The 25018-nt window shown below is 75.1% G+C and carries 3 protein-coding genes; all 3 read right to left on the bottom strand.

Going from position 1 to position 25018, the window contains the following annotated elements:
• Positions 1–19: 19 nt before the first annotated feature.
• The 3 genes from LZG04_RS27980 to LZG04_RS27970 are packed head-to-tail and all read right to left on the bottom strand — an operon-like array spanning position 20 to position 24757.
• A complete protein-coding gene (locus tag LZG04_RS27980; protein WP_233822333.1) occupies positions 20–10255 on the bottom strand; it encodes a non-ribosomal peptide synthetase in 10236 nt (3411 codons plus the stop codon).
• Entirely contained in the window at positions 10252–24510 is a 14259-nt protein-coding gene (locus LZG04_RS27975) for a non-ribosomal peptide synthetase (protein WP_233822331.1), read from the bottom strand. The genes LZG04_RS27980 and LZG04_RS27975 overlap by 4 nt, the downstream gene beginning before the upstream one ends.
• A gap of 40 nt (positions 24511–24550) precedes the next feature.
• Entirely contained in the window at positions 24551–24757 is a 207-nt protein-coding gene (locus tag LZG04_RS27970) for an MbtH family protein (RefSeq protein WP_233822329.1), read from the bottom strand.
• Positions 24758–25018: the final 261 nt, after the last annotated feature.

Below are 25018 nucleotides of genomic sequence, written 5' to 3'. Positions count from 1 at the left end.
CTCCTCGGTACTCGTTCTCTCAGGGGTGGGTTTCCAGGTGTGCGGCGAGCGCCGCGCCGACCACGGCCAGCGGGCCGGGTCGGGTCAGGTCGCCGTGCCGGCAGTCGACGTCGTGCACGGCGACGTCGCCGGTGACGTGCGCGCGCCAGTCGGCGGGCACGGGGGACAGGTCGGTCTTGTCGGCCGTGGCGGCGAAGAACAGCGCGTCGCCGTCGAAGCGGGCGGTGGTGCCCTCGCCCATCAGGGTCAGGTTGTCGGCGAAGACCTCGGCGAGGTCGGCGAGCCGCGCCGGCACCACGTCGGCGAGCGGTCCGTCCGCGACGCGTGCCGCGAAGTCCGCCACCGACCCGGGCGCGGGTTCGTCCGGGTAGCCGAGGGAGCGCAGCAGCGCGGCCAGCACCCGCGGGTCGCGGGCGGAGTGCACCTCGCCGGTCGCGGCGGTGGGGTAGCCGTCCAGCAGCGCCAGGGTGGCCACCTGCTCGCCCTCCTCGCGCAGGGCGGCGGCCATCGCGTGCGCCACGCCCGCGCCGAACGACCAGCCGAGCAGGTGGTACGGCCCGTTCGGCTGCACGGCCCGCACCTGGTCGAGGTAGTCCTTGACCATCTCGGCCAGGCTCGTGGGCCGGGCGTCGGGCTGCGACAGGCCGCGGGCCTGCACCGCGTACACGGGCCGGTCGGGCAGGTGCGGCAGCAGACCCGCGTACACCCAGCCGACGCCCGCCGCCGGGTGCACGCAGAACAGCGGCGCGGCGGACCCGTTGGCGCGCAGGGGGAGCAGCACGGCGGGCGGCTCGTCCTCGGCGGGTCCTTCGTGCAGCCGCCGGGCCATCGCGGCGACCGTGGGCGCCTCGAACACCGCCCGCACGCCCAGCCGCACGCCGAACTCCACGCCGATCCGCGCCACCAGCCGAGTCGCCAGCAGGGAGTGGCCGCCCAGGTCGAAGAACCCGTCGTCCACGCCCACCGCGGGCACGCCCAGCGCCTCGGCGAACAACGTCGCCAGCGCCTCCTCGGCGGGCGTGGACGGTGCGCGTCCGGCGGACCGGACGACCGGCGCGGGCAGTGCCTTGCGGTCCAGCTTGCCGCTCGGGCCGACCGGGAGGTCGTCGAGCACCACCACGGCCCACGGCACCATGTGCTCGGGCAGCCGGGACGCGGTGTGCGCGCGCAGCTCCGACTGCTCCGGCACGCGGTCACGGGCCACGACGTAGGCGACGAGCCGCAGGTCGCCGGGCGCGTGCTCGCGGGCGACCACGGCGGCACGTGCCACGTCCGGGTGGGCCTGGAGCACGGCGGCGACCTCGTCCGGCTCGATCCGCTGGCCGCGGATCTTCACCTGGTCGTCGGCGCGCGACAGGTACTCCAGCACCCCTTCGCCGCACCACCGCACCACGTCGCCGGTCCGGTACAGCCGCGCGCCCGGCGCGAACGGCGACGCGACGAACCGCTGCGCGGTGAGCCCCGGCCGCGCGTGGTAGCCGCGGGCCAGTTGCACGCCCGCCAGGTACAGCTCGCCGGGCACACCGGGCGGCACCGGCCGCAACCGGTCGTCCAGCACGTGCACGCCCGTGTTCCACACCGGACGTCCGATCGGGACGGTCGCCGTGGTCTCGTCGCCCCGCACCGCGTGCGCGGTCACGTCCACCGCCGCCTCGGTCGGACCGTACAGGTTGTGCAGCCCCGCGTCGGACACCGCGGCGAACCGGCGGGCCAGCGCGGTCGGCAGGGCCTCGCCGCTGCACACCACCCGGGTGAGGCTCGGGCACCGCTCGCCCGACCCCTCCAGGTGCGCGACGAACGCGTCCAGCATCGACGGCACGAAGTGCGCGGTGGTGACGCCCTCGCGGCGGATCACGTCGGCCAGGTACGCGGGGTCGCGGTGCCCGTCCGGGCGGGCCACGACGAGCGCCGCGCCCACCTGGAAGGGCCAGAAGAACTCCCACACCGACACGTCGAAGCTCGACGGCGTCTTCTGCACCACGCGGTCGTCCGGGCCGAGCCGGTACTCGTCCTGCATCCACAGCAGCCGGTTGACGATCGCCCGGTGCTCGACCACCACGCCCTTGGGGCGGCCGGTGGAACCGGACGTGTAGATGACGTAGGCCGGGTCGCCGCCGCGGACCTCCGGCAGCGCCACCGCCGGCCCGTCCTCGAGGTCGCGGAGGGCGTCCGCGTCGAGGACCAGCACGGGGTCGGCGTCGGCCAGCATGAACGCCACCCGGTCGGCCGGGTAGCCGGGGTCCACGGGCAGGTAGGCCGCACCCGCCCGGTGCACGGCGTGCAGCGCCACGACCAGGTCCACCGACCGCGGCAGCAGCACGGCCACGACCCGCTCCCGAGCCGCGCCCTTCGCGTGCAGGGCCGCCGCGAGCCGGTCGATCCGCGCGTCGAGCTCGGCGTAGGTGAGCTGCCGGTCCACGTCGACCAAGGCGACGGCGTCGGGCGTGCGGCGGGCCTGGGCGGAGAACAACGCGGGCAGGGTGGCGTCCGGCACGGTCCGCGCGGTGTCGTTCCAGGCCACGACGATCCGGTCGCGCGCGGCCTCGCCGAGGACGTCCACGTCGTGCAGCCGGACGTCCGGGTCCGCGGTGACGGCGGTCAGCACGCGGACCAGCCGGTCGGCCAGGGAGCGGGCGGTGCCGGCGTCGAACAGGTCCTCCCGGTAGAGCAGGGCCCCTTCGACGCCGGCGGGCGAGCCGTCGCCGGCGCGGGTCTCGCGCAGGCCGACGCTCAGGTCGAACGCCGTGGTGCCGGACGTGACGCCGACCGGCTCCACCACCAGGCCGGGCAGGGTGAGGTGGGCGTCACCGGTGTTCTGGAGGGTCAGCAGCACCTGGCACAGCGGGTGGCGGGTCAGCGAGCGGGGCGGGTTGAGCCGCTCCACGAGCCGTTCGAACGGCACGTCCTGGTGGTCGTAGGCGGCGAGGTCGGTGTCTCGGACGCGGGTGAGCAGTTGGGCGAAGGTGGGGTCGCCGGAGGTGTCGGTGCGCAGGACGAGGGTGTTGACGAAGAAGCCGACGAGGTCGTCCAGTGCTTCGTCGGTGCGGCCCGCGACGGGTGTGCCGATCGGGATGTCCGTGCCCGCGCCCATCCTGGTCAACAGGGTCGCGAACGCGGCCTGGAACACCATGAACGGCGTGGTGCGCGTGCGCCGGGCCAGGTCGAGCACGGCGCGGTGCAGGTCGGCGTCCAGCACCAGCGGCACGCGTCCGCCGGTCTGCGCGGACGTCGTGGGTCGGGGCCGGTCCGCGGGCAGTTCCAGTTCGTCGGGCACGCCGGCGAGCGCGTCGGCCCAGAACGCGATCCGGTGCGCGAAGGGGCCGTCCGGGTCGTCCTCGTCGCCGAGCAGTTGTCGTTGCCACAGCGTGTAGTCGGCGTACTGGACGGGCAGCGGTGTCCAGTCGGGCGCGCGGTCGGTGTGGCGGGCGGTGTAGGCGGTGGTGAGGTCGCGCAGCAGCGGCCCCATCGACCAGCCGTCGCCGGCGATGTGGTGCAGGACGAGCAGGAGCACGTGGTCGTCGTCGGCCAGCCGTACCAGGGCGGTGCGCAGCGGCAGGTCCGAGGTCAGGTCGAACGGGGTGGAGACGATCCGGTGCAGCGTCGCGTCGAGGTCGTCGGGTGCGCGGTCGAGCAGCGTGAACGGCGCGGTGACGTCGTGGCGGACGTGCTGGTGGGGCGTGCCGCCGACCTCGGGGAACACCGTGCGCAACGCCTCGTGCCGGTCGACCACGTCGGCGAGCGCGGCGCGCAGCGCGGTCACGTCCAACCCGCCGTGCAGCCGCAACGCGACCGGTACCGCGTAGCTGGGGTTCCGCTCGTCCAGCCGGTTCACGAACCATAGGCGGCGTTGCGCGAAGGACAGCGGGACCAGGTCCGGGCGGGCCGCCGGGCGGAGGGCGGGTCGGGCGGGCGTGCCGCGGTCCAGGCACGTGGTGAGGCCGGCGGGCGTGGGGTGGGCGAACAGGTCGGCCACGGCCAGTTCGGCGTCCAGGGCGGTGCGGACGCGGCTGACCAGGCGGGTGGCCAGCAGGGAGTGCCCGCCCAGGTCGAAGAAATCGTCGTCCGGCCCCACCGCGGGCACGCCCAGCAGTTCGGCGAACAGGCCGCAGAGGATCTCCTCGCGGGGGGTGCGGGGCGCGCGGTGGCCGGTGACCAGCTCCGGCGCGGGCAGGGCCCGGCGGTCGAGCTTGCCGTTGGGGGTCAACGGGAGGGCGTCGAGCACGACGAGCGCGGTGGGCACCATGTGCTCGGGCAGGAGGGTCGCGAGGTGGGCCCGCAGAGCCGCCGTGTCCAGCGATCCGCGCGCGACCACGTACCCGACCAGGGTCTTCAGCCCGGGCCGGTCCTCGCGGACCACGACTGTGGCGTGCGCCACCGCCGGGTGGCCGGCCAGCACGGACTCGACCTCGCCCAACTCGATCCGGAACCCGCGCAGCTTCACCTGCTGGTCGGCCCGACCGGCGAACTCCAACTCGCCCCGCGAAGTCCACCGCACCAGGTCGCCGGTCCGGTACATGCGCTCACCCGGCTCACCGAAGGGACATGCGACGAACCGCTCGGCCGTCAACCCCGGCCGGTCGTGGTAACCCCGCGCCAGCCCGGCGCCGGCGAGGTACAACTCGCCGACCACCCCGACCGGCACGGGCCGCAACCGCGCGTCCACCACGAACGCGCGGGTGTTGGCAACCGGCCGCCCGATCGACGGCGCGACATCGGACCGGGCGCTGTCGGACCGGGGGCTGATGGATGGGAGGTTGTCGGACCCCAGGTTGTCGGACTCCACGGCGTCGGACCGGAGGGTGTCGGACCGGAGGGTGTCGGACCGGAGGGTGTCGGACCGGAGGGTGTCGGACCGCAGGCTGTCGGACCGCAGGCTGTTGGGCCGGGGGTTGTCGGACCGGGGCCTGTCGGGCCGGGGGCTGATGGATCGGAGGGTGTCAGACTGGGGGCTGTCGAACCCTAGGGTGTCGGAGCGCACCGTGTCGGACCCCGCGGTTACGTCGCCCGCCGTCGCCACCACCGAGAACTCGGTCGGACCGTAGTGGTTGACCAGGCGGAACGGTGTGGTCGCCGGTGGGCGGCGGTGCAGGGCGTCGCCGCCCGTCAGCACGGCGCGCAGCGCGGTCGGTCGGGCCGCGAGGTCGTCCAGCACGAGTTCCAGCCGGGGTGTCGGCAGGAAGCACGTGGTCAGGCCCGTGTCGGCGATCCACCCCACCAGTGCGTCGCCGTCGGCCAGCACCGGGGCGTCGGGCAGGTGCACGGACGCGCCCGCCACCAACTGCGGCCACACCTCCCACACCGCCGCGTCGAAGCCCTGAGCCGCCACCTGGCCGGTGCGGTCGGCCGGCGTGATGCCGTAGGCCCGCACGTGCCACGCGCACAGGTCGGCCAGCCCGCGGTGGTCGACCACCACGCCCTTGGGGCGGCCCGTCGAACCGGACGTGTAGATCACGTAAGCGGCGTCGGTCGGGTGCACGGGCACGTCCACGGCCGGCGCGTCCGGCAAGTCCTCCAGGCACACAATCGACGGCCCTGCCACCAAGTCCCGCAACGCCCGCTCGGTCACCACGACCGGCGCGGCGGAGTCGGTGAGCATGTGCGCCAGCCGTTCGGCCGGGTAGTCGGGGTCCAGAGGCAGGTAGGCCGCGCCGACCCGCAGCACGCCCAGCAGCGCGGCGATGCCTGCGGGCGAGCGGCGCAGGCACACGCCGACCACCGAGCCGGGCCGCACGCCGAGCGCGAGCAGGCGGGATGCCACCCGGTTCGCCGAGGAGTCCAGCCCGGCGAACGTCAGCTCGCCGACGGCGGGCGCGTCGGGCGTCTCCCGCACCCACCGCGCCACCTGCGCCGGCACGGACTCCCAGGCGTCGACGGGCGTGGCGGTGTCGTTCCATGCCGCGAGCACCCGGTCCCGCTCACCGGGCACGAGCACGTCGAGGTCGCTCAGCCGGGTGGCCGGGTCGGCGCTGGCGAGCAGGCGTTCCAGCCGCGTCACCAGCGACCGGGCGGTGTCGTGGTCGAACAGGTCGACGGCGTACTCCAGGTTCGCGGTGAGCCCGTCGTCGTGCTCGGTGACCGCCAGCACCAGGTCGAACTTGGCCGTGCCGGTCCACGTCGGCACCGGCTCCACGGCCAGGCCGGGCAACGCGGACCCGCCACCGGCGTTGTTCTGCACCACCAACGTCACCTGGAACAACGGGTGCCGCGACAGCGACCGCGCCGGGTTCAGCTCCTCCACGACCCGTTCGAACGGCACGTCCTGGTGGTCGTAGGCGGCCAGGTCGGCGGCGCGCACGCGGGCCAGCAGCTCGCCGAACGCGGGGTCGCCGGAGGTGTCGGCGCGCAGCACGAGGGTGTTGACGAAGAACCCGACGGCGTCGTCCAGCGCTTCGTCGGTGCGACCGGCGACCGGCGAGCCGATCGGGATGTCCGTGCCCGCGCCCAACCGGGTCAGCAGCGCGGCGAGGGCGGCGTGCAGGACCATGAAGGTGGTGCTGCCGGTCGCGTCGGCCAACGCGCGCACCGCGTCCTTGATGCCGGGCCCGAACTCGGCCGCCACCAGCCCGCCCCGCCCGGACGGCACCGCCGGTCGGGGCCGGTCCGCCGGCAGGTCCAGCTGCTCGGGCACGCCGGCGAGCGCGTCGCGCCAGAACGCGAGCTGGGTGGATCCGAGGCTGCCCGGGTCGTCCTCGTCGCCGAGCAGTTGTCGTTGCCACAGCGCGTAGTCCGCGTACTGCACGGGCAGCGGTGCCCAGTCGGGCGCGTCACCGGCCGCACGGGCGGCGTAGGCGGTGGCGAGGTCGCGCAGCAGCGGGGCCTTGGACCAGCCGTCGCTGGCGATGTGGTGCAGCACCAGCACGAGCACGTGCTCCACGGGGGACACCACGAGCAGGTGCGCCAGCAGCGGCGGTTCCACGGCCAGGTCGAACGCGTGCGCCGACAGGTCCGCGATGTCGACGTCGTCGGCCGGCACGACCGCCAACCCCGGTGCCGCGTCGAGGATCCGTTGCACGGGCTCGCCGTCGATCGACGGGAACACCGTGCGCAGCGACTCGTGCCGGTCCACCACGTCGGCGAGGGCGGCGCGCAGCGCGGTCACGTCCAGCTCACCGCGCAGCCGCAGCGCCCACGGCGAGTTGTAGGCCGCCGAGCCGAGCTGGTCGAGCACCCACAGGCGGCGCTGCGCGAACGACAGCGGCAGCTCCTCGGGGCGGTCGGCCCGGCGCAGGGCGGGCCGGGTGGGGTGCGACGTCGTGAGCCGGGACGCGAGACCGCGCGGGGTCGGCGCGGCGAACAGGTCGCGGATGCGCAGTTCCGCGCCCAGCGCGCCGCGCACCCGGCCCACCAGGCGGGTCGCGAGCAGCGAGTGGCCGCCCAGGGCGAAGAAGTCGTCCTGGGCGCCCACGGGTCCGGGCAGGCCCAGGACCTGGGCGAACAACCCGCACAGGATCTCCTCCTGCGGGGTGCGCGGCTCGCCGTCACCCGCCGCGTACGAGGGCGCCGGCAGGGCACGCCGGTCCAGCTTGCCGTTCGGCGTGCGCGGCAACGCGTCCAGCACGACGACGGCCGACGGCACCAGGTGCTCGGGCAGGAGCCGCACGACGTGGTCGCGCGCTTCGGCGGGCGTGACGCCGCCGACGACGTAGGCGACCAGCCGGTCCTCGCGCACCACGACCGCCGCGCCGCTCACGTCCGGGTGCGCGGTCAGCGCGGCCTGCACCTCGGCGGGCTCGATCCGGAACCCGCGCAGCTTCACCTGGTCGTCCGCGCGGCCCGCGTACTCCAGCACGCCGTCGGGCCGCAGCCGCACCAGGTCACCGGTCCGGTACATCCGCCGCCCCGGCCGGGACGGGTCCGCGACGAACCGCTGCGCGGTCGCGGCCGGTGCGCCGAGGTAGCCGTGCGCGAGACCCGCGCCGGTCAGGTGCAGCTCGCCGACGCCGCCGGGCGGCACCAGCTCCAGCCGGCCGTCCAGCACGTAGCCGTGCTTGCCCGCGACGGGCCGGCCGATCGGCACGGACCGGGCCGACAGGTCGGCGGCGGTGATCTCGTGCGCGGTGCTGTAGCCCATGCTCTCGGCCGGCCCGTAGCCGTTGGTCAGCCGCACGTGCGGGTGGTCGCGCAGCGCTTTCGCCGCGTGCGCGGGCGACGCGGGCTCGCCACCGGTCATGGCGCGGCGCACGGTGGCGAACACCTCGGGGTGCTCGTCCAGCACGTGGTTGAACAGGCTGGCCGAAGCCTTGAACACCGTGACGCCGTGCTCGACCACGAGCCGGGCGATGTCGGCGGGGTCGGGCGGGCCGGCCGGGTGCAGCACGCACGTCCCGCCGTGCAGGAGCGCGCCGAGCAGCTCGGTGGCGAACGCGTCCCACGAGACCGGCGCGGCCTGGAGCCACACCTGGTCGGCGTCGAACTCGGCGTAGCCCTGGCCGGTGAGCGTGGCGACCAGCGCGCGGTGCGGCGCGAGCACGCCCTTCGGCTCGCCGGTCGAGCCGGAGGTGAACATGACCACGGCGGGCGACTCGGGGCGGACCCGCACTCCGGGTGCGTGGTCGGGGCCGGGCGCGTGCGGGTCGAGGACGTCGACCCCGTCCAGCGGTGCTCCGACGACGGTGGTGGCACCCGCCCGGCGCACCACCGCGCGCAGCCGCTCGACGGGGAACGCGGTGTCCAGCAGCGTGTAGCAACTGCCCGCCTTGAGCACGCCCAGCAGCGCGGCGACCAGCGCCGGCCCGCGGTCGAGGTGCACGCCCACGACCGCGTCGGCGGGCAGGTGGTGGGCGATCCGGTTGGCCCACCGGTCGAGCTCGGCGTAGGTGACGCGAACGCCGTCGTGGACGAGCGCGGTCTTCTCCGGTGTCGCGGCGGCTCGTGCGGCGAACAGCTCGTGCACGGTGGCGTCGACCCGGGCCGGCGGGGCGCCGACCAGGTCGGCGCGTTCGTCGTCGTCCAGCAGCGGCAGCGCGCCGATGCGGGTGTGCGGGTCGGCGGCCACCGCTTCCAGCAGCCGGACCAGCCGCCGGCCGAACGCGGCCACGGTGGACCGGTCGAACAGGTCGACCGAGTAGTCCCAGTCGACCCGCAGGCCGTCGGGCCGCTCGCGGAACCCGATGGTCATGTCGAACTTCACCGCGCCGGTGCCCAGGGACACCGGCTCGAACGACCCCGTGCGGCCGGCGGCGTCCTCGGTGCCGTGGACCAGCATCACCTGGAACAGCGGGTGGCGGGACAGCGAGCGCGGTGGGTTCAGCTCCTCCACGACCCGTTCGAACGGCACGTCCTGGTGGGAGTACGCGGTCAGGCCGGTGTCGCGCACCCTGGCGACGAGCTCGGCGAACGTGGGGTCGCCGGAGGTGTCGGTGCGCAGCACGAGGGTGTTGACGAAGAACCCGACCAGGTCGTCCAGTGCTTCGTCGGAGCGGCCCGCGACCGCCGTGCCGAGCGGCACGTCCGCGCCGCCGCCGTGCCGGGTGATCAACGCGGCCACCGCGGCCTGCGCCACCATGAACAGCGTGGCCCCGGTGTCGGCGGCGAGGTCGGCCAGGGCCCGGTGCACGTGCGCGGGCACGGTCAGCGGCACGGAGTCGCCGCGGTTCCCGGCCGTGGCCGGCCGCGCCCGGTCGGCCGGGAACCCGACCTCCACCGGCAGGTCCGCCAACGCCCGTGCCCAGTGCTCCACCTGCCGGGAGAACCGGCTGTCCGGGTCGTCGGGGTCACCCAGCAGGTCCTGCTGCCAGTAGGTGTAGTCGGCGTACTGCACGGGCAGTTCGGCGAACTCCGGCGCGCACCCGGCACGACGGGCGGTGTAGGCGGCCTCCAGGTCACGCGTGAACGGCCCGGTCGAGCCGCCGTCACCGGCGATGTGGTGCAGCAGCACCAGCAGCACGGCGTCGTCACCGTCGGTGCGGAACAGCCGGGCCAGCACCGGCGGCGCGGTGGTCAGGTCGAACACGTGCCGGGCCGCGTCCTCCAGCGCCGAGGTCAGCCCGGCCGCGGGCACGACCGCCACCGGCAGGTCCACCGGCCCGGCCGGGCGGATGTCCTGGCACGGCTCGCCGTCGACCTCCGGGTACGCCGTGCGCAGCACCTCGTGCCGGGCCACGACATCGCCCAGCGCGGCGCGCAGCGCGCCGACGTCGAGGTCGCCGGGCAGCCGCAGGGCGATCGGGATGTTGTAGGTCGCGCCGGGCTCGGCCCGGCTGAGGAACCACAGCCGACGCTGGGTGAACGACAGGGGGACGCTCGGCGCGCTCACTTGACCTCCTCCGGGCGGACCCGGCGCCGCAGCGCGGGGCGGGCCTGTTCCGCGTGGCCCAGGCGCTCGGCCAGCGCCGCCACGGTGCGGTTCTCGAACACGGACTTGATGGACAGCTCGGCGCCGAACGCCGTGCGCACCCGGCTGATCAGGCGGGTCACCAGCAGGGAGTGGCCGCCCAGGGCGAAGAAGTCGTCGTCCGCGCCGACCTCGCCGTCGAGCCCGAGGACTTCGGCGAACAACGCGCACATCACCTCTTCGCGCGGTGTCGCCGGTGCGCGCCCGGCCGGGCGGTCGAGGTAGTCGGGCGGCGGCAGGGCGGCCCGGTCGAGCTTGCCGTTGGCGTTGCGCGGCAGCACGTCCATCCGCACGTACGCGCTGGGGCGCAGGTGCTCGGGCAGGTGCTCCTCGGCGTGCGCCCGCAGCGACGCCGGGTCCGGCTCCGCGCCCGGCTCGGCCACCACGTAGGCCACCAGCCGCTTGTCACCGGGCCGGTCCTCCCGCACCACGACGGCCGCCTGCCGCACGGTCGGGTGGTGGGTCAGCGCGTTGGACACCTCGCCCGGCTCCACCCGGAACCCGCGGATCTTGATCTGGTCGTCGGCGCGGCCGAGGAAGTGCAGCACCCCGGACCGCCCCCGGTCGTCGGCCTGCCACTTCACCAGGTCGCCGGTGCGGTACATGCGCCGGCCGGGCTCGTAGGGGCAGGCGACGAACCGCTCGGCGGTCTGCGCCGGCGCGCCCAGGTAGCCGCGGGCCAGGCCGACACCGGTCATGTACAGCTCGCCGACGACACCGGGCGGCAGCAGGTTCAGGTGGGCGTCGAGGACGTAGAAGCCCTTGTTGACGATCGGTCGGCCGACCGGGATCGACGGCAGGTCGGTGTCCTCCAGCCGCACCCGGTGGCACACCGTGAAGATCATGTTCTCGACCGGCGAGTAGCCGTTGACCAGCCGCACGCCGGGGTGGCGGTCCAGCAGCTTGCGCAGGTGCGCCACGGACGCGGGCTCGCCGCCGGTCATGATCTGCCGCACCCCGGCCAGCGCGGTCGGGTACTCGTCGAGCAGGTGGTTGAGCAGGCTCGCGGACAGGTGCACGGTGGTGATCCGGTGCCGTGCCACGAGCTGTTCGACCAGCGCGGGCTCCGGTGTGGGCCCCGGCTGCAACACGCAGGTCGCACCGGCCAGCAACGGCCCGAACAGCTCCAGCGCGAACGCGTCCCACGACACCGGCGAGCACTGCAACCACACGTGGTCGGGGGAGAAGTCGACGTACTCCTGGCTGAGCAACGTGCCGACGAGGGCCCGGTGCGGCGCGACGACGCCCTTCGGCACGCCGGTCGACCCCGAGGTGAACATGACGCAGGCGACGTCCTCCGGTGACACCGCCACCCCCGGCGGTGTGGCGGGGTGCAGGGCGATGCGGGCGGCCGTGGCGGGGTCGTCCACCACCAGCGCGGGCACGTCCGGCAGCCGGTCGGCCGACGACGTGCCGGTCACGACCAGCGGTGTGCCGGTGCGGTCGGCCAGCTCGGCCAGCCGCCGGCGCGGGAACCGCGGGTCCAGCGCCGTGTACCCGGCGCCCGCGGTGAGCACGCCCAGCACGGCCACGACCAGGTCCACGTCGCGGTTCAGCAGGACGCCGACCACCTGCCCCGCCCGCACACCGCGCGCGACCAGCTCGTGCGCCAGGCGGTTGGCCCGGTCCACCAGCTCCCGGTACGTCACCCGCACGTCGCCGTGGACCAGCGCCACCGCGTCGGGCGTCCGCGCGGCCTGCGCCGCGACCAGCTCGTGCGCGCAACGGTCCACCGGCGCGTCGGCGTGGGTGTCGGTCCACGCCGCCAGCAGGCCCTGCCGCTCCTGCCGCGCCAGCAGCTCGGGTTGGCTGATCCGGGTGTCCGGCTCGGCGATGACGGCGGCGAACATCCTGGTCAGCCGGGCGGCGAGGGCGGTGGCCGTGCCGCGGTCGAACAGGTCGGTGGCGAACTCGAGGCTGCCGGTGATGCCGGCGGGCGCGCCGGTGTCATCGTGCTCCTCGCGCAGGCCCAGGGTCAGGTCGAACTTGGCGCTCGCGGTGTCCACCGGGGCGACCTCGGCGGTCAGGCCGGGCAGCTCCACCCGTCCCGCGGTGGTGTTCTGCAGGACCAGCATCACCTGGAACAGCGGGTGCCGGGACAGCGAGCGGGTGGGGTTGAGCTCTTCGACCAGTCGCTCGAACGGGACGTCCTGGTGGTCGTAGGCGGCGAGGTCGGTGTCCCGGACGCGGGCCAGCAGCTCGCGGAACGTCGGGTCGCCCGAAGTGTCCGTGCGCAGCACCAGGGTGTTGACGAAGAAGCCGACCAGCTCGTCCAACGCCTCGTCCACGCGACCCGCCACCGGGGAACCGGCGGGTACGTCGGTGCCCGCGCCGAGCCGGGTCAACAGGGCCGCGAACCCCGCCTGGAGCACCATGAACGGCGTGGTGCCGGTGCCGCGGGCCAGGTCGAGCAGCGCCCGGTGCAGGTCGGCGTCCAGCGCCACCGGCACCGAGTCGCCCCGGCCGGACGCCGACGCCGGGCGGGCCCGGTCGGCGGGCAGCGGCAGCTCGTCGGGCACACCGGCCAGCGCCTGCCGCCAGAACGCCAGTTGCCGGGCGAGCGGGCTGGTCGGGTCGTCCGGGTCGCCGAGCAGTTCCCGTTGCCACAGCGTGTAGTCGGCGTACTGGACGGGCAGGGGTGCCCAGTCGGGTGCGCGCCCGGCCAGCCGCGCGGTGTAGGCGTCGGTGAGGTCGCCGAGCAGCGGTCCCATCGACCAGCCGTCGCCCGCGATGTGGTGCAGCACCAGCAAGAGCACGTGGTCGTCGTCGGCGACCCGCAGCAACGACGCCCGCACGGGCAGCTCCGCGGTCAGGTCGAACGTCTGCCGTGCCGCCTCCGCCACCGCGCGGTCCACGTCGGCCACGTCGAGCACGGGCAGCGTCAGAGCCACGTCCGACGCCGGCCGGACCACCTGCTGCGGCACGCCGTCGATCGACGGGAACACCGTGCGCAGCGACTCGTGCCGCCGCACCACGTCGGTCAGCGCCGCGTGCAGCGCGCTCACGTCCAGCGCGCCGCGCAGCCGCACGGTGTGCGGCACGTTGTACGACGCGCCCGCGCCCTCCAGCTGGTCGATGAACCACAGCCGGGCCTGCGCGTACGACAGCGGGATCTCGTCCGGTCGGGGCGCGGGGGTCAGCGCGAGCCGGTCGGCCACCCGGTCCAGCCGGCCGCACAGCCCCGCCGGGGTCGGCGCGTCGAACAGGTCGCGGATCGCGAGCTCCGCGTCGAGCGCGGTCCGGACCCGGCCGACCAGCTTCGCCGCCAGCAGCGAGTGCCCGCCCAGCGCGAAGAAGTCGTCGTCCACGCCCACCCGGTCCGCCGCCAGGCCCAGCACGTCGGCGAACAGGCCGACCATGATCGTCTCGCGGGGCGTGCGCGGCGCGCGTCGGGCGGCACCGGAGTCGACCGCGGGCACGGGCAGCGCGGCCCGGTCGAGCTTGCCGTTGGCGTTGAGCGGGAGGCGGTCGAGCAGCACGTAGGCGGCGGGCCGCAGGTGGCTCGGCAGCACGGCCGCCGCGTGCGCCGCCAACGCCGCGCGGTCGGGTGCGGGCCCCGCCTCGGGCACGACGTAGGCGACCAGCCGCTTGTCGCCGGGCCGGTCCTCCCGGACCACGACCGCGCTGCGCCGCACCCGCGGGTGCGCGTCCACGGCGGCCTGCACCTCGCCGGGCTCGATCCGGAAGCCGCGGATCTTGACCTGGTCGTCCGCGCGGCCCACGAACTCCAACCGGCCGTCGTGCCGCCACTTCACCAGGTCGCCGGTGCGGTACATGCGCAGACCGGGTTCGAAGGGGCAGGCGACGAACCGCTCGGCGGTCAGCCCCGGCTCGCCCGCGTACCCGTGGGCCGACCCGGCCCCGGTGACGTACAGCTCGCCCGCGACACCGGGTGGGACGAGGCCGAGGCGGTCGTCCAGCACGTAGGACCGCTTGTCGGCCAACGCCAGGCCGATCGGCACCGGGCCGTCGGCGTCCTCCGGCCGCACGTCGTGGAAGCTCGTGTAGACCATGTGCTCGGCCGGCCCGTAGCCGTTGACGACCCGGACGCCGGGGTGCTCGCGCAGCAGCCTGGCCAGGTGCGGCGCGGACGCCGCCTCGCCGCCGGTCATGACCACCCGCAGCACGTCGAAGACGGCCGGGTGCTCGTCCAGCAGGTAGTTGAGCAGGCTCGCGGACAGGAACGTCGTGGTGACGCCGTGCTCGGCGACCAGGGCGGCGATCCGCGCCGGCTCCGGGGTCTGCCCCGGCTGCAGCACGCACGTCGCGCCGGACAGCAGCGCGCCGAACGCCTCCAGCACGAACCCGTCCCAGGGCAGCGGCGCGCTCTGCAACCACACCTGGTCCGGAGAGCCGTCGAAGAAGTCCTGCCCCACCAACGTGCGCACGATCGCGCGGTGCGGGGCGAGCACGCCCTTGGGCTTGCCGGTGGAACCGGACGTGAAGATGACGCACGCGGGCGCGGCCGGGTCGACGTGGACCGCGGGCGCGTGATCGGGCCGACCGCTCACGTCGGTCGCCAGGTCCAGCATCCGGTACGCGCCGTCCAGGCGGGTCAGGCCCGCCGCGTCGGTCACGACCGCGACCGCGTCGGCGGCCTGGAGGACCGCGGCCACGCGCTGGTCGGGGAAGCCGGGGTCGAGCAGCGTGACCGCCGCACCCGCCTTGAGCACCGCCAGCAGCGCCACCACCAGCCCGGTGTCGCGGCCGAGCAGGACGCCGACGAGGTCGCCGGGGCGCACGCCCGAGTCGAGCAGGTGGTGGGCCAGCCGGTTGGCCGCCGCGTCCAGCTCCCCGTAGGTCGTGCGGCGGCCGTCGAACACGATGGCGGTGGCGTCCGGTGTGGTGCGCGCGTGCGCGGCCACGACCTCGTGCGCCGTGCGGTGGTCGACCCGTCGTGCCGGTGCGCCCGGGGAGCCGGCCGTCAGCCGTTCCCGTTCGGCGGGGGTGAGCACGTCCAGCCGCCCGATCCGGGTGCCGGGATCGGATGCGACGACCCTGAGCACGGCCGCCAGCCGGTCCACGAGCGTGGTCGCCGTGGTGCGGTCGACCAGGTCGGCGGCGTACTCCAAGCCGCCCACCACGCCCGCCGGCGTGCCGTCGTCGTACTCCTCGCCGAGGCTGAGCGTGAGGTCGAACTTCGCCGCGCCCGTGTCGACCGGCGCGACCTCGACCTCCAAGCCGGGCAGCTCGGGCCTGGCACCCGCGTTGTTCTGCACCGCGAACGCGACCTGGAACAGCGGGTGCGTGCCGGGTGCGCGCACCGGGTTCAGCTCCTCGACCAGCCGGTCGAAGGGCAGGTCCTGGTGGTCGAACGCGGCCAGGTCGGTCTCGCGGACCCGGGCCAGCAGCTCGGCGAACGTCGGGTCGCCGGAGGTGTCCGTGCGCAGGACGAGGGTGTTGACGAAGAAGCCGACCAGGTCGTCCAGCGCCTCGTCCGCGCGGCCCGCGACCGGGGCGCCCAGCGGCACGTCCGTGCCCGCGCCCATCCTGGTCAGCACGGTCGCGAACGCGGCTTGGAGCACCATGAACAGCGTCACGCCGTGCGCTCGGGCCAGGTCGAGCAGCGCCCGGTGCAGGTCGGCGTCCAGCCGCACGTCCACCAGCCCGCCCGCGCCGCCCTCGGCCGTGCGGGGTCGGTCCAGCGGCAGCGGCACCTGGTGCGGCAGGTCGTGCAACGCCTGCCGCCAGAACGCCAGTTGCGCGTCGCCGGCGTCACCGAGCAGTTCCCGTTGCCACAGCGTGTAGTCGGCGTACTGGACGGGCAGTGGTGCCCAGTCGGGTGCGCCACCGGCCGCACGGGCGGTGTAGGCGGTGGCGAGGTCGCGCAGCAGCGGTCCCATCGACCAGCCGTCGCCGGCGATGTGGTGCAGCACCAGCAGCAGCACGTGGTTGTCGTCGGCACGCCGCAGCAGGTGGGCGCGCACGGGCGGCTCGGCGGTGAGGTCGAACGGCTCCCGCGCGGCCCGTGCGACCGCTCCGTCCACATCGGACTCGTCACGCACCGGGAGGTCCACGTCGGACGGCGGGCGCACGACCTGGCGCGGCTCGCCGTCGACCGACGGGAACACGGTCCGCAGTGCCTCGTGCCTGCCCACCACGTCGGTCAGCGCGGCGCGCAGCGCGGCCACGTCGAGGTCACCGCGCAGCCGGACGGTGTGCGCCACGTTGTAGGCGGGGTTCGGGCCGCGCAACTGGTCCACGAACCACAGCCGTGCCTGCGCCGGGGACAGCGGCGTCCACTCGGGGCGGTCCACCGGCCGCAGCGGCGTGCGGGCGGCGCGGGCCGAGCCGAGGCGTTCGGCCAGCGCGGCCGGTGTCGGGGCGTCGAACAGGTCGCGGATGCCCAGCTCCGCGTCGAGGGCCCGGCGGACGCGGCCGACCAGCTTCGCGGCCAGCAGCGAGTGCCCGCCGAGGTCGAAGAACCCGTCGTCGAGGCCCACCCGGTCCTCGGGCAGGCCGAGCACGTCGGCGAAGAGGCCGACGACGATCTGCTCGCGGGCCGTGCGCGGCCGGCGGTGGGCGGTCGGGGCCGCTTGGGGCGCGGGCAGCGCGGCGCGGTCGAGCTTGCCGTTCGGTGTCAACGGGAGCGCGTCGAGCGGCACGTACGCCGACGGGCGCAGGTGCTCGGGCAGCGCCGCCGCCGCGTGCGCCCGCACGTCGGGTGCGCCCGGCGCGACCACGTACGCGACGAGCCGCTTGTCACCGGGCCGGTCCTCGCGGACGACCACGACGGCGTCCACCACCTCGGGGTGCGCGGTGAGCACGGCCCGGACCTCGGCCGGCTCGACCCGGAAGCCGCGGATCTTGACCTGGTCGTCGGCGCGGCCCAGGAAGTCCAGCGTGCCGTCCGACCGCCACGCGACGAGGTCGCCGGTGCGGTACATGCGCCCGCCGGGCTCGAACGGGTCGGCCACGAACCGCTCGGCGGTCAGGCCGGGCGCGCCGAGGTAGCCGTGCGCCAGGCCGCCGGTCATGTAGACCTCGCCGGGCACGCCGACCGGCACGGGGTGGAGCCGGTGGTCGAGCACGTAGACCCGCTTGCCCGCGATCGGCGAACCGACCGGGATGGTCGCGCGCCGGGTGTCCTCGGGGCGGACCACGTGGCACAACGTGAAGATCATGTTCTCCACGGGCGAGTAGCCGTTGACCAGCCGCAGGTCGGGCCGGCTCGCCAGCAGTCGGCGCAGGTGCGCCACGGAGGCCGGCTCGCCGCCCGTCATGAGCTGCCGGACACCGCGCAGGGCGTCGGGGTGCTCGTCCAGCAGGTGGTTGAGCAGGCTCGCGGACAGGTGCGCGGTGGTGACGTCGTGCGCGGTGAGCAGGTCGGCGACCACCTCCGGGTCGGTGACGTGACCGGGCTGGAGCACGCAGGTACCGCCGTGCAGGAGCGGGCCGAACAGCTCCAGCGCGAACGCGTCCCACGAGACCGGCGAGCACTGGAGCCACACGTCGTCGGCGCCGAAGTCGACGTAGCGCTGGCCGGTGAGCGTGCCCACCAGGGCTTCGTGCGTGGCCAGGACGCCCTTGGGGGTGCCGGTCGAGCCCGACGTGAACATCACGAACGCCACGTCGGCGGGTGCCACGGCGACGGTCGGCGCGGACGCGGGGTGGGCGGCGATCACGTCGGCGTCCAGCACGACGGTCGGGACGTCCACCGAACCGGCCAGGTCGGTGCTCGTGACGACGACCGGCGCGGCGGTCCGCGTCACGACGGCGCGCAGCCGGTCGGCCGGGAACCTCGGGTCGAGCATCGTGCAGCCCGCCCCGGCGCTCAGCGCGGCCAGCACCGCGACGACCAGGTCGGTGCCGCGTTCGAGCAGGATGCCGACCACGTCGCCGGGCCGGACGCCGGTGGCGACGAGGTGGTGGGACAGCCGGTTCGCCCGCGCCACCAGCTCGGCGTAGGTGACGCGGTCGGTGCCGCAGACCAGGGCCGTGGCGTCGGGGGTGCGGCGTGCCTGCTCGGCGACCAGCGCGTGCGCGGTGGTGCCGGGCGTCCACGCCCCGCCGTCGTTCCAGGCCACCAGCACGTCGTGCCGTTCCGCCGAGGTCAGCAGGTCGATCGAGGTGATCGGGCGGTGGGGGTCGGCGGCGACGGCGGCGAGCAGCGTGGTGAAGCGGTCGAGGAGGCGTTCGGCCGAGTCGCGGTCGAACAGGTCGACCGCGTACTCCAGGTAGCCGCCGATGCCCTCGGCGGTCTCGGTCTCGGTCGCGGCCAGGGTCAGGTCGAACTTGGCCGCCGTGTTCGGCACCGGCTCCGGCACGCACGTCGCGCCCGCCAGGTCCACGGCGGCGTCGGCGTTGTTCTGCAACACCACCATCACCTGGAACAGCGGGTGCCGGGCGGGGCTGCGCACCGGGTTCAGCTCCTCGACCAGCCGCTCGAACGGCACGTCCTGGTGGTCGTAGGCGGCGAGGTCGGTGTCCCGGACGCGGGCCAGCAGTTGCGCGAACGTGGGGTCGCCGGAGGTGTCGGTGCGCAGGACGAGCGTGTTGACGAAGAAGCCCACGAGGTCGTCCAGCGCTTCATCGGCACGGCCCGCCACCGGGGTGCCGATCGGGATGTCCGTCCCTGCGCCCATCCTGGTCAACAGGGTCGCGAACGCGGCCTGGAGCACCATGAACAGCGTCACGCCGTGCGCCCGGGCCAGGTCCGCCAACGCCTGGCGCACGCCGTCGGGGACGTGCAGCGGCAGCGATTCGCCGCGGTGGCTCGGCACGGCCGGCCGGGGGTGGTCGGTGCGCAGGTCCAGGCCCTCGGGCAGACCGGCCAGCGCGGACCGCCAGTGCGCGAGGTCACGGGCCAGGCGGGACGTGGGGTCATCGGCCTCGCCGAGCAGGTCGCGCTGCCACCGCGCGTAGTCCACGTAGGACACCGGCAGCGGCGTCCAGTCGGGTTCCGCCCCACCCAGGCGGGCGGCGTAGGCGGTGGCCAGGTCGTCCAGCAGCGGGCGCAGCGACCAGCCGTCGCCCGCGATGTGGTGCAGCGTCACGAGCAGCACGCGGTCGGGCCCGGCGCCGAGCAGGTGCACCCGGATCGGCGGCCGGGTCGCGAGGTCGAACCGGTGGTCCGCCTCGGTCCGGAGCACCGGGTCCACGTCCTCGACCTCGTGCACGGTCAGCACGGACGTGACGGCGTCCTCGGGCAGCACGTGCTGGTACGGCTCGCCGTCGAAGACCGGGTACGCGGTGCGCAGCGGCTCGTGCCGCCGGACCACGTCGGTGACGGCGCGGTCCAGCGCGTCCACGTCCACCGGCCCGGCGACGCGGGCGGCGAACTGCACGTTGTACGTCGTGCCGCCGTCGACCTGGTCCAGGAACCACAACCGGGCCTGCGCCGGGGACAGCGGCGGGCGTTGCGGCCGTCCGCCGGCGACCAGCGCGGGCCGTGCCGCCGCCGCGCCGTCCAGGCGCAGCGCCAGGTCGGCGACCACGGGTGCGGCGAACACGTCCCGCACGCCGATCTCCACGCCGAACGCGGCCCGCACCCGGGCCACCAGCTTCGCCGCCAGCAGCGAGTGGCCGCCGAGCGCGAAGAAGTCGTCCTCCGGACCCACCCGCACGCCGAGCACGTCGGCGTACAGGCCGCACAGGATCTCCTCACGGGCACCGCGGGCCGCACGCCGGGACACGGCGACGTGGTCCGGCGCGGGCAGCGCGGCCCGGTCGAGCTTGCCGTTCGGGGTCAACGGCAGCGCGTCCACCAGCACGTACGCGGACGGCCGCAGGTGCTCCGGCACCAGGTCGGCCATGTGCGCGCGCAGCACCACCGCGTCCGGGGCGGTGCCCGCCTCGGGCACCACGTACGCCACCAGTTGCCCGTCCCGCACCACGACCGCGCTCTGCCGGACGCCCGCGTGCCGCTCGACCGCCGTGCGGACCTCGGCGGGCTCGACCCGGAAGCCGCGGATCTTGACCTGGTCGTCGGCGCGGCCCAGGAAGTCCAGCGTGCCGTCGGCACGCCACTTCACCAGGTCACCGGTGCGGTACATGCGGCCGCCGGGGGTGAACGGGTCGGCGACGAACCGTTCGGCGGTCAGGCCGGGCGCGCGGAGGTAGCCGTGGGCGAGCCCTCCGGTCATGTACGCCTCGCCGGGCACGCCGACCGGCACGGGGTGGAGCCGGTGGTCGAGCACGTAGACCCGCTTGCCCGCGATCGGCGAACCGACCGGGATCGTGGCCAGCGCCGTGTCCGCGACCGTGATCGCACGGCACAGCGTGAAGATCATGTTCTCCACGGGGGAGTAGCCGTTGACCAGCCGCAGGTCGGGCCGCGCCGCGAGCAGGCGGCCCACGTGCGCCACGGACGCGGGCTCGCCGCCGGTCATCAGTTGGCGGAGGCCGCGCAACGCCTCCGGGTGCTCGTCGACGAGGTGGTTGAGCAGGCTCGCGGAGAAGTGCGCGGTGGTGACGGCGTGCGCGGTCAGCAGCTCGGCGATGACGGCCGGGTCGGTGACGTGGCCGGGTTGCAGCACGCAGGTCGCGCCGTGCAGGAGCGGGCCGAACAGCTCCAGCGCGAACGCGTCCCACGAGACCGGCGAGCACTGGAGCCACACGTCGTCGGCGCCGAAGTCGACGTAGTCCTGCCCGGTGAGCGTGCCCACCAGCGACCGGTGCGTCGACAGCACGCCCTTCGGTTCGCCGGTGGAGCCGGAGGTGAACATGGCGCACGCCAGGTCGTCCGGGTGCACGGCGACGTCCGGCGCGGTGGCGGGCAGCGCGTCGTGCCCGGTGACGCGCAGGGTCGTCACGCCCGGGAAGTCCACCGCGGACACGACGTGGCGCAGCCCGGCTCTCTCCGCGACGGCGGTGAGCCGGCCGAGCGGGAACCTCGGGTCCAGCACGGTGTAGGCGGCGCCGGCCTTGAGCACCGCCAGCACGGCCGTGACCAGCGTCGCGTCCCGCTCCAGCAGCACGCCGACCACGTCACCCGGCGTGACGCCGGAGTCGACCAGGTGGTGGGCCAGGCGGTTGGCCGCCGCGTCCAGCTCGGCGTAGGTGACCGTGCCGCCCGCGACCAGCGCCACCGCGTCCGGCGTGCGCCGGGCCCGTTCGGCGAACACCACGTGCGCGGGTCGGTCGTCGCCGCGGGCCGGCGTGCCGTTCCACGTCGACAGCAGCCGTTCGCGCTCGTCGTCGGCGAGCAGGTCGATCGCGGTGACCGGGGTGTCGGGTGCGGTGGCGGCCGCCGTGAGCAACCGGGTCAGCGCGGCGGCGAAGCGCTCGGCGGTGGCGCGGTCGAACAGGTCGGTCGCGTACTTGAGCGCGCCGGTGAGGCCGTCGTCGGTCTCGGTGAGGTCGAGGGTGAGGTCGAACTTCGCCACGTCGAGGTCCACGACCCGGTGCTCGGCGCGCAGCCCGGCGAAGTCGGCCGTCGCGGGCGGTGTGTTCTGCAGGACCAGCATCACCTGGAACAGCGGGTGCCGGGACAGCGAGCGGGTGGGGTTGAGTTCTTCGACCAGCCGGTCGAACGGGACGTCCTGGTGGTCGTAGGCGGCGAGGTCGGTGTCCCGGACGCGGGCCAGCAGCTCGCGGAAGGTGGGGTCGCCGGAGGTGTCGGTGCGCAGCACGAGGGTGTTGACGAAGAACCCGACCAGCTCGTCCAGGGCTTCGTCGGTCCGGCCTGCGACGGGCGTGCCGATCGCCAGGTCCGTGCCCGCGCCCAGGCGGGTGAGCAGCGCGGCCACGGCGGCGTGCAGCACCATGAACACGGTGCTGCCGGTCCGCGCGGCCAGGGCCTTCATCGCCGCGTGCGGCCCGGCGGCCAGCGCCACCGGCACGGTGTCGCCGTGCGCGCCCCGGATCGCGGTGCGGGGCCGGTCGGTGGGCGGGGTCGACTCCTCGGGCAGGCCGGCCAGCGCCGTGCGCCAGTACTCGTGCCAGGAGTCCTGCTCCCACAGCGCGTAGTCGGCGTACTGCACGGGCAGCGCGGGCCAGTCGGGCGTGCCGCCGTCGAGCCGGGCCCGGTAGGCGGCGGCCAGGTCGCGCAGCAGCGGCGCGGTCGACCAGCCGTCGCCCGCGATGTGGTGCAGCACGAGCAGCAGCACGTGGTCGTCGTCGGCCAGGCGCAGCAGGTGGGCGCGCAGCGGTGGTTCGGCGGCGAGGTCGAACGGCACGGCCGCCAACTGCCGCACCAGCTCGTCGGTGTCCGCGCACGCGTGCTCGGACCAGACGGGTGCGACGGCGTCGAGGATCCGTTGCACGGGCGAGCCGTCCACCACGGGGAACACGGTCCGCAGCGACTCGTGCCGCGCCACCACGTCGCCGACGGCGGCACGCAGGGCGTCCGGGCGCAGGTCGCCGCGCAGCCGCACGGTCACCGGGATCGCGTAGGTCGCGCCGCCCTCGACCTGGTCGAGGAACCACAGCCGCGACTGGGCGAACGACAGCGGCAGCACGTCGGGCCGCGTGGTCGCGGTCACCGGCGGACGTGCGGCGGCGGCCGAAGGCAGCGCGGCGGCCAGCGCGCGGGCCGTGCGGGCGGCGAACACGTCGGCGATGCGCAGCTCCACGCCGAGCGCGGCGCGTGCCCGGCTCACCAGGGTCGCGACCAGCAGCGAGTGGCCGCCGAGGTCGAGGAAGTCGTCCAGCACGCCGACCGCGGGCAGGCCCAGCACGTCCGCGAACAGGCCGCACAACACCTCTTCGTGCACCGTGCGCGGCGCGTCGTCGGCGCTCGTCGTGACGGCGGGGGCGGGCAGCGCGGCGCGGTCCAGCTTCCCGGTGGCCGTGCGGGGCAACTCGTCGAGCACCACGACGGCCGAGGGCACGAGGTGCTCGGGCAGCAGTCCGGCGACGTGGGCGCGCAGCTCCCGGGGCGAGCCGCCGGCCACCACGTAGGCGACCAGGCGCTTGTCACCGGGCCGGTCCTCCCGGACCACGACCGCGGCCTGCCGCACCGCCGGGTGGCCGGTCAACGCGGCCCGCACCTCGCCGGGCTCCACCCGGAACCCGCGGATCTTGATTTGGTCGTCGGCGCGGCCGAGGAAGTCCACCGCGCCGTCCTCTCGCAGCCTGCCCAGGTCGCCCGTGCGGTACATGCGCGCGCCGGGCCGCGACGGGTCGGCCACGAACTGCTGCGCGGTCAGCCCCGGCTGCTTCAGGTAGCCGTGCGCCAGACCGCCGCTCATGTAGATCTCGCCGGTCTCACCGGCCGCGACGGGGCGCAGGTCCGGGCCGAGCAGGACGGCGGTCTTGCCCGCCAACGGCCTGCCCACGGGCACGGACGTGCCGCGCGCGTCGTCACGGGTGACGTCGTGGCACAGCGTGAAGATCATGTTCTCGACCGGCGAGTAGCCGTTGACCACCCGCAGGTCGGGGCGCAGGTCGAGCAGGGTGGCCAGGTGCCGGGTGGACGCGGCCTCGCCGCCGGTCAGCAGCACCCGCAGGCCGGCGAACGCCTCGGGGTGCTCGTCCAGCAGGAAGTTGAGCAGGCTGGCCGAGAAGTGTGCGGTGGTGACGCGGTGCTCGGCCACGAGGGCGGCGATCAGCGCCGGGTCGGGGGTCTCGCCGTCCTGCAACACGCACGTCGCGCCGTGCAGCAGGGGGCCGAACAGTTCCAGCGCGAACGCGTCCCACGAGACGGGGGAGCACTGCAACCAGACCTCGTCCGCGCTGAAGGCGGCGTAGTCCTGGCCGGTCAGCGTGCCGACGAGCGCCCGGTGCGGCGCCACGACGCCCTTGGGCTCACCGGTCGAGCCGGAGGTGAACATGACGCACGCGACGTCGTCGGGGGAGGTGGCGACCTCCGGCGGGGTGGCCGGGCGGCCGGCGACCTCGGGCGCGGTGGGGTCCACGACGGTGCGGTCCCCGGCGAGCACGTCGTCCGCCGCCACGACCACGGCGACGTCGGCCCGCTCGCACACCGAGATCAGCCGGGCGGCGGGGAAGCGAGGGTCGAGGACCGTGTACGCCGCGCCCGCCTTCAGCACCGCGAGCACCGCGACGACCAGCTCCACCCCGCGCGGCAGGCGCACGCCGACCACGTCACCCGGCCGCACCCCCGCGCCCGCCAGGTGGTGCGCCAGCCGGTTGGCGCGGGCGTCGAGCTCGGCGTAGGTCACCCGGGTCCGCCCGCTCACCAGTGCCGTGGCGTCGGGGGTCAGCCCGGCCTGGCGGGCGAAAAGGGCGTGCACGGCCGGGAGGGCCGTGTCGATCGGGTGTGTCGTGGTCACCGCAAACCAGCTCCCCAGTCGTCGCGTGTCGTGGGCGTCGTCAGCCGCGCAGGGCGGCGAGGCTCGCCGGGCGCAGGTCGGTCCAGGTGGTCTCGATGTGCTCCAGGCAGGCCGCGCGGGTGTCCGGGCCGTGGGTGACGTCCCAGCCGGCGGGCACGGCGATGTCGCCGGGCCACAGCGAGTGCTGGCCCTCGTCGTTGACGAGCACGAGGAACTCGCCGTCGGGGTTGTCGAAGGGGTTCGTCATCGTGGGCTCCTTGTCGTTGTGGGGCAACGGTTTCGCTGACAGGGCAACGCTAGGCGCGCGTGGGGCGCGGTTCCGGCAGTGCGGGCGGCAGCTAGGCGGCAGCTACGCCGTGGGCCGGGAACGACGACGGGGTCGGGGGGGACCGCACCACCCCCGTACCCCCCCCCCCCGAACCGGGCACCTTTAATAACACAACACGAAACCCGGTGCCCCCCCCGACCCCCCCACCCCCAACACCCTCGCCCCCCCCCCCCCCCCCAC

Origin of the sequence: Saccharothrix sp. S26 (genome assembly GCF_021390395.1) — a bacterium.
Classification (GTDB): domain Bacteria; phylum Actinomycetota; class Actinomycetes; order Mycobacteriales; family Pseudonocardiaceae; genus Actinosynnema.
This window is presented reverse-complemented; position numbering and strand designations above follow the sequence as displayed.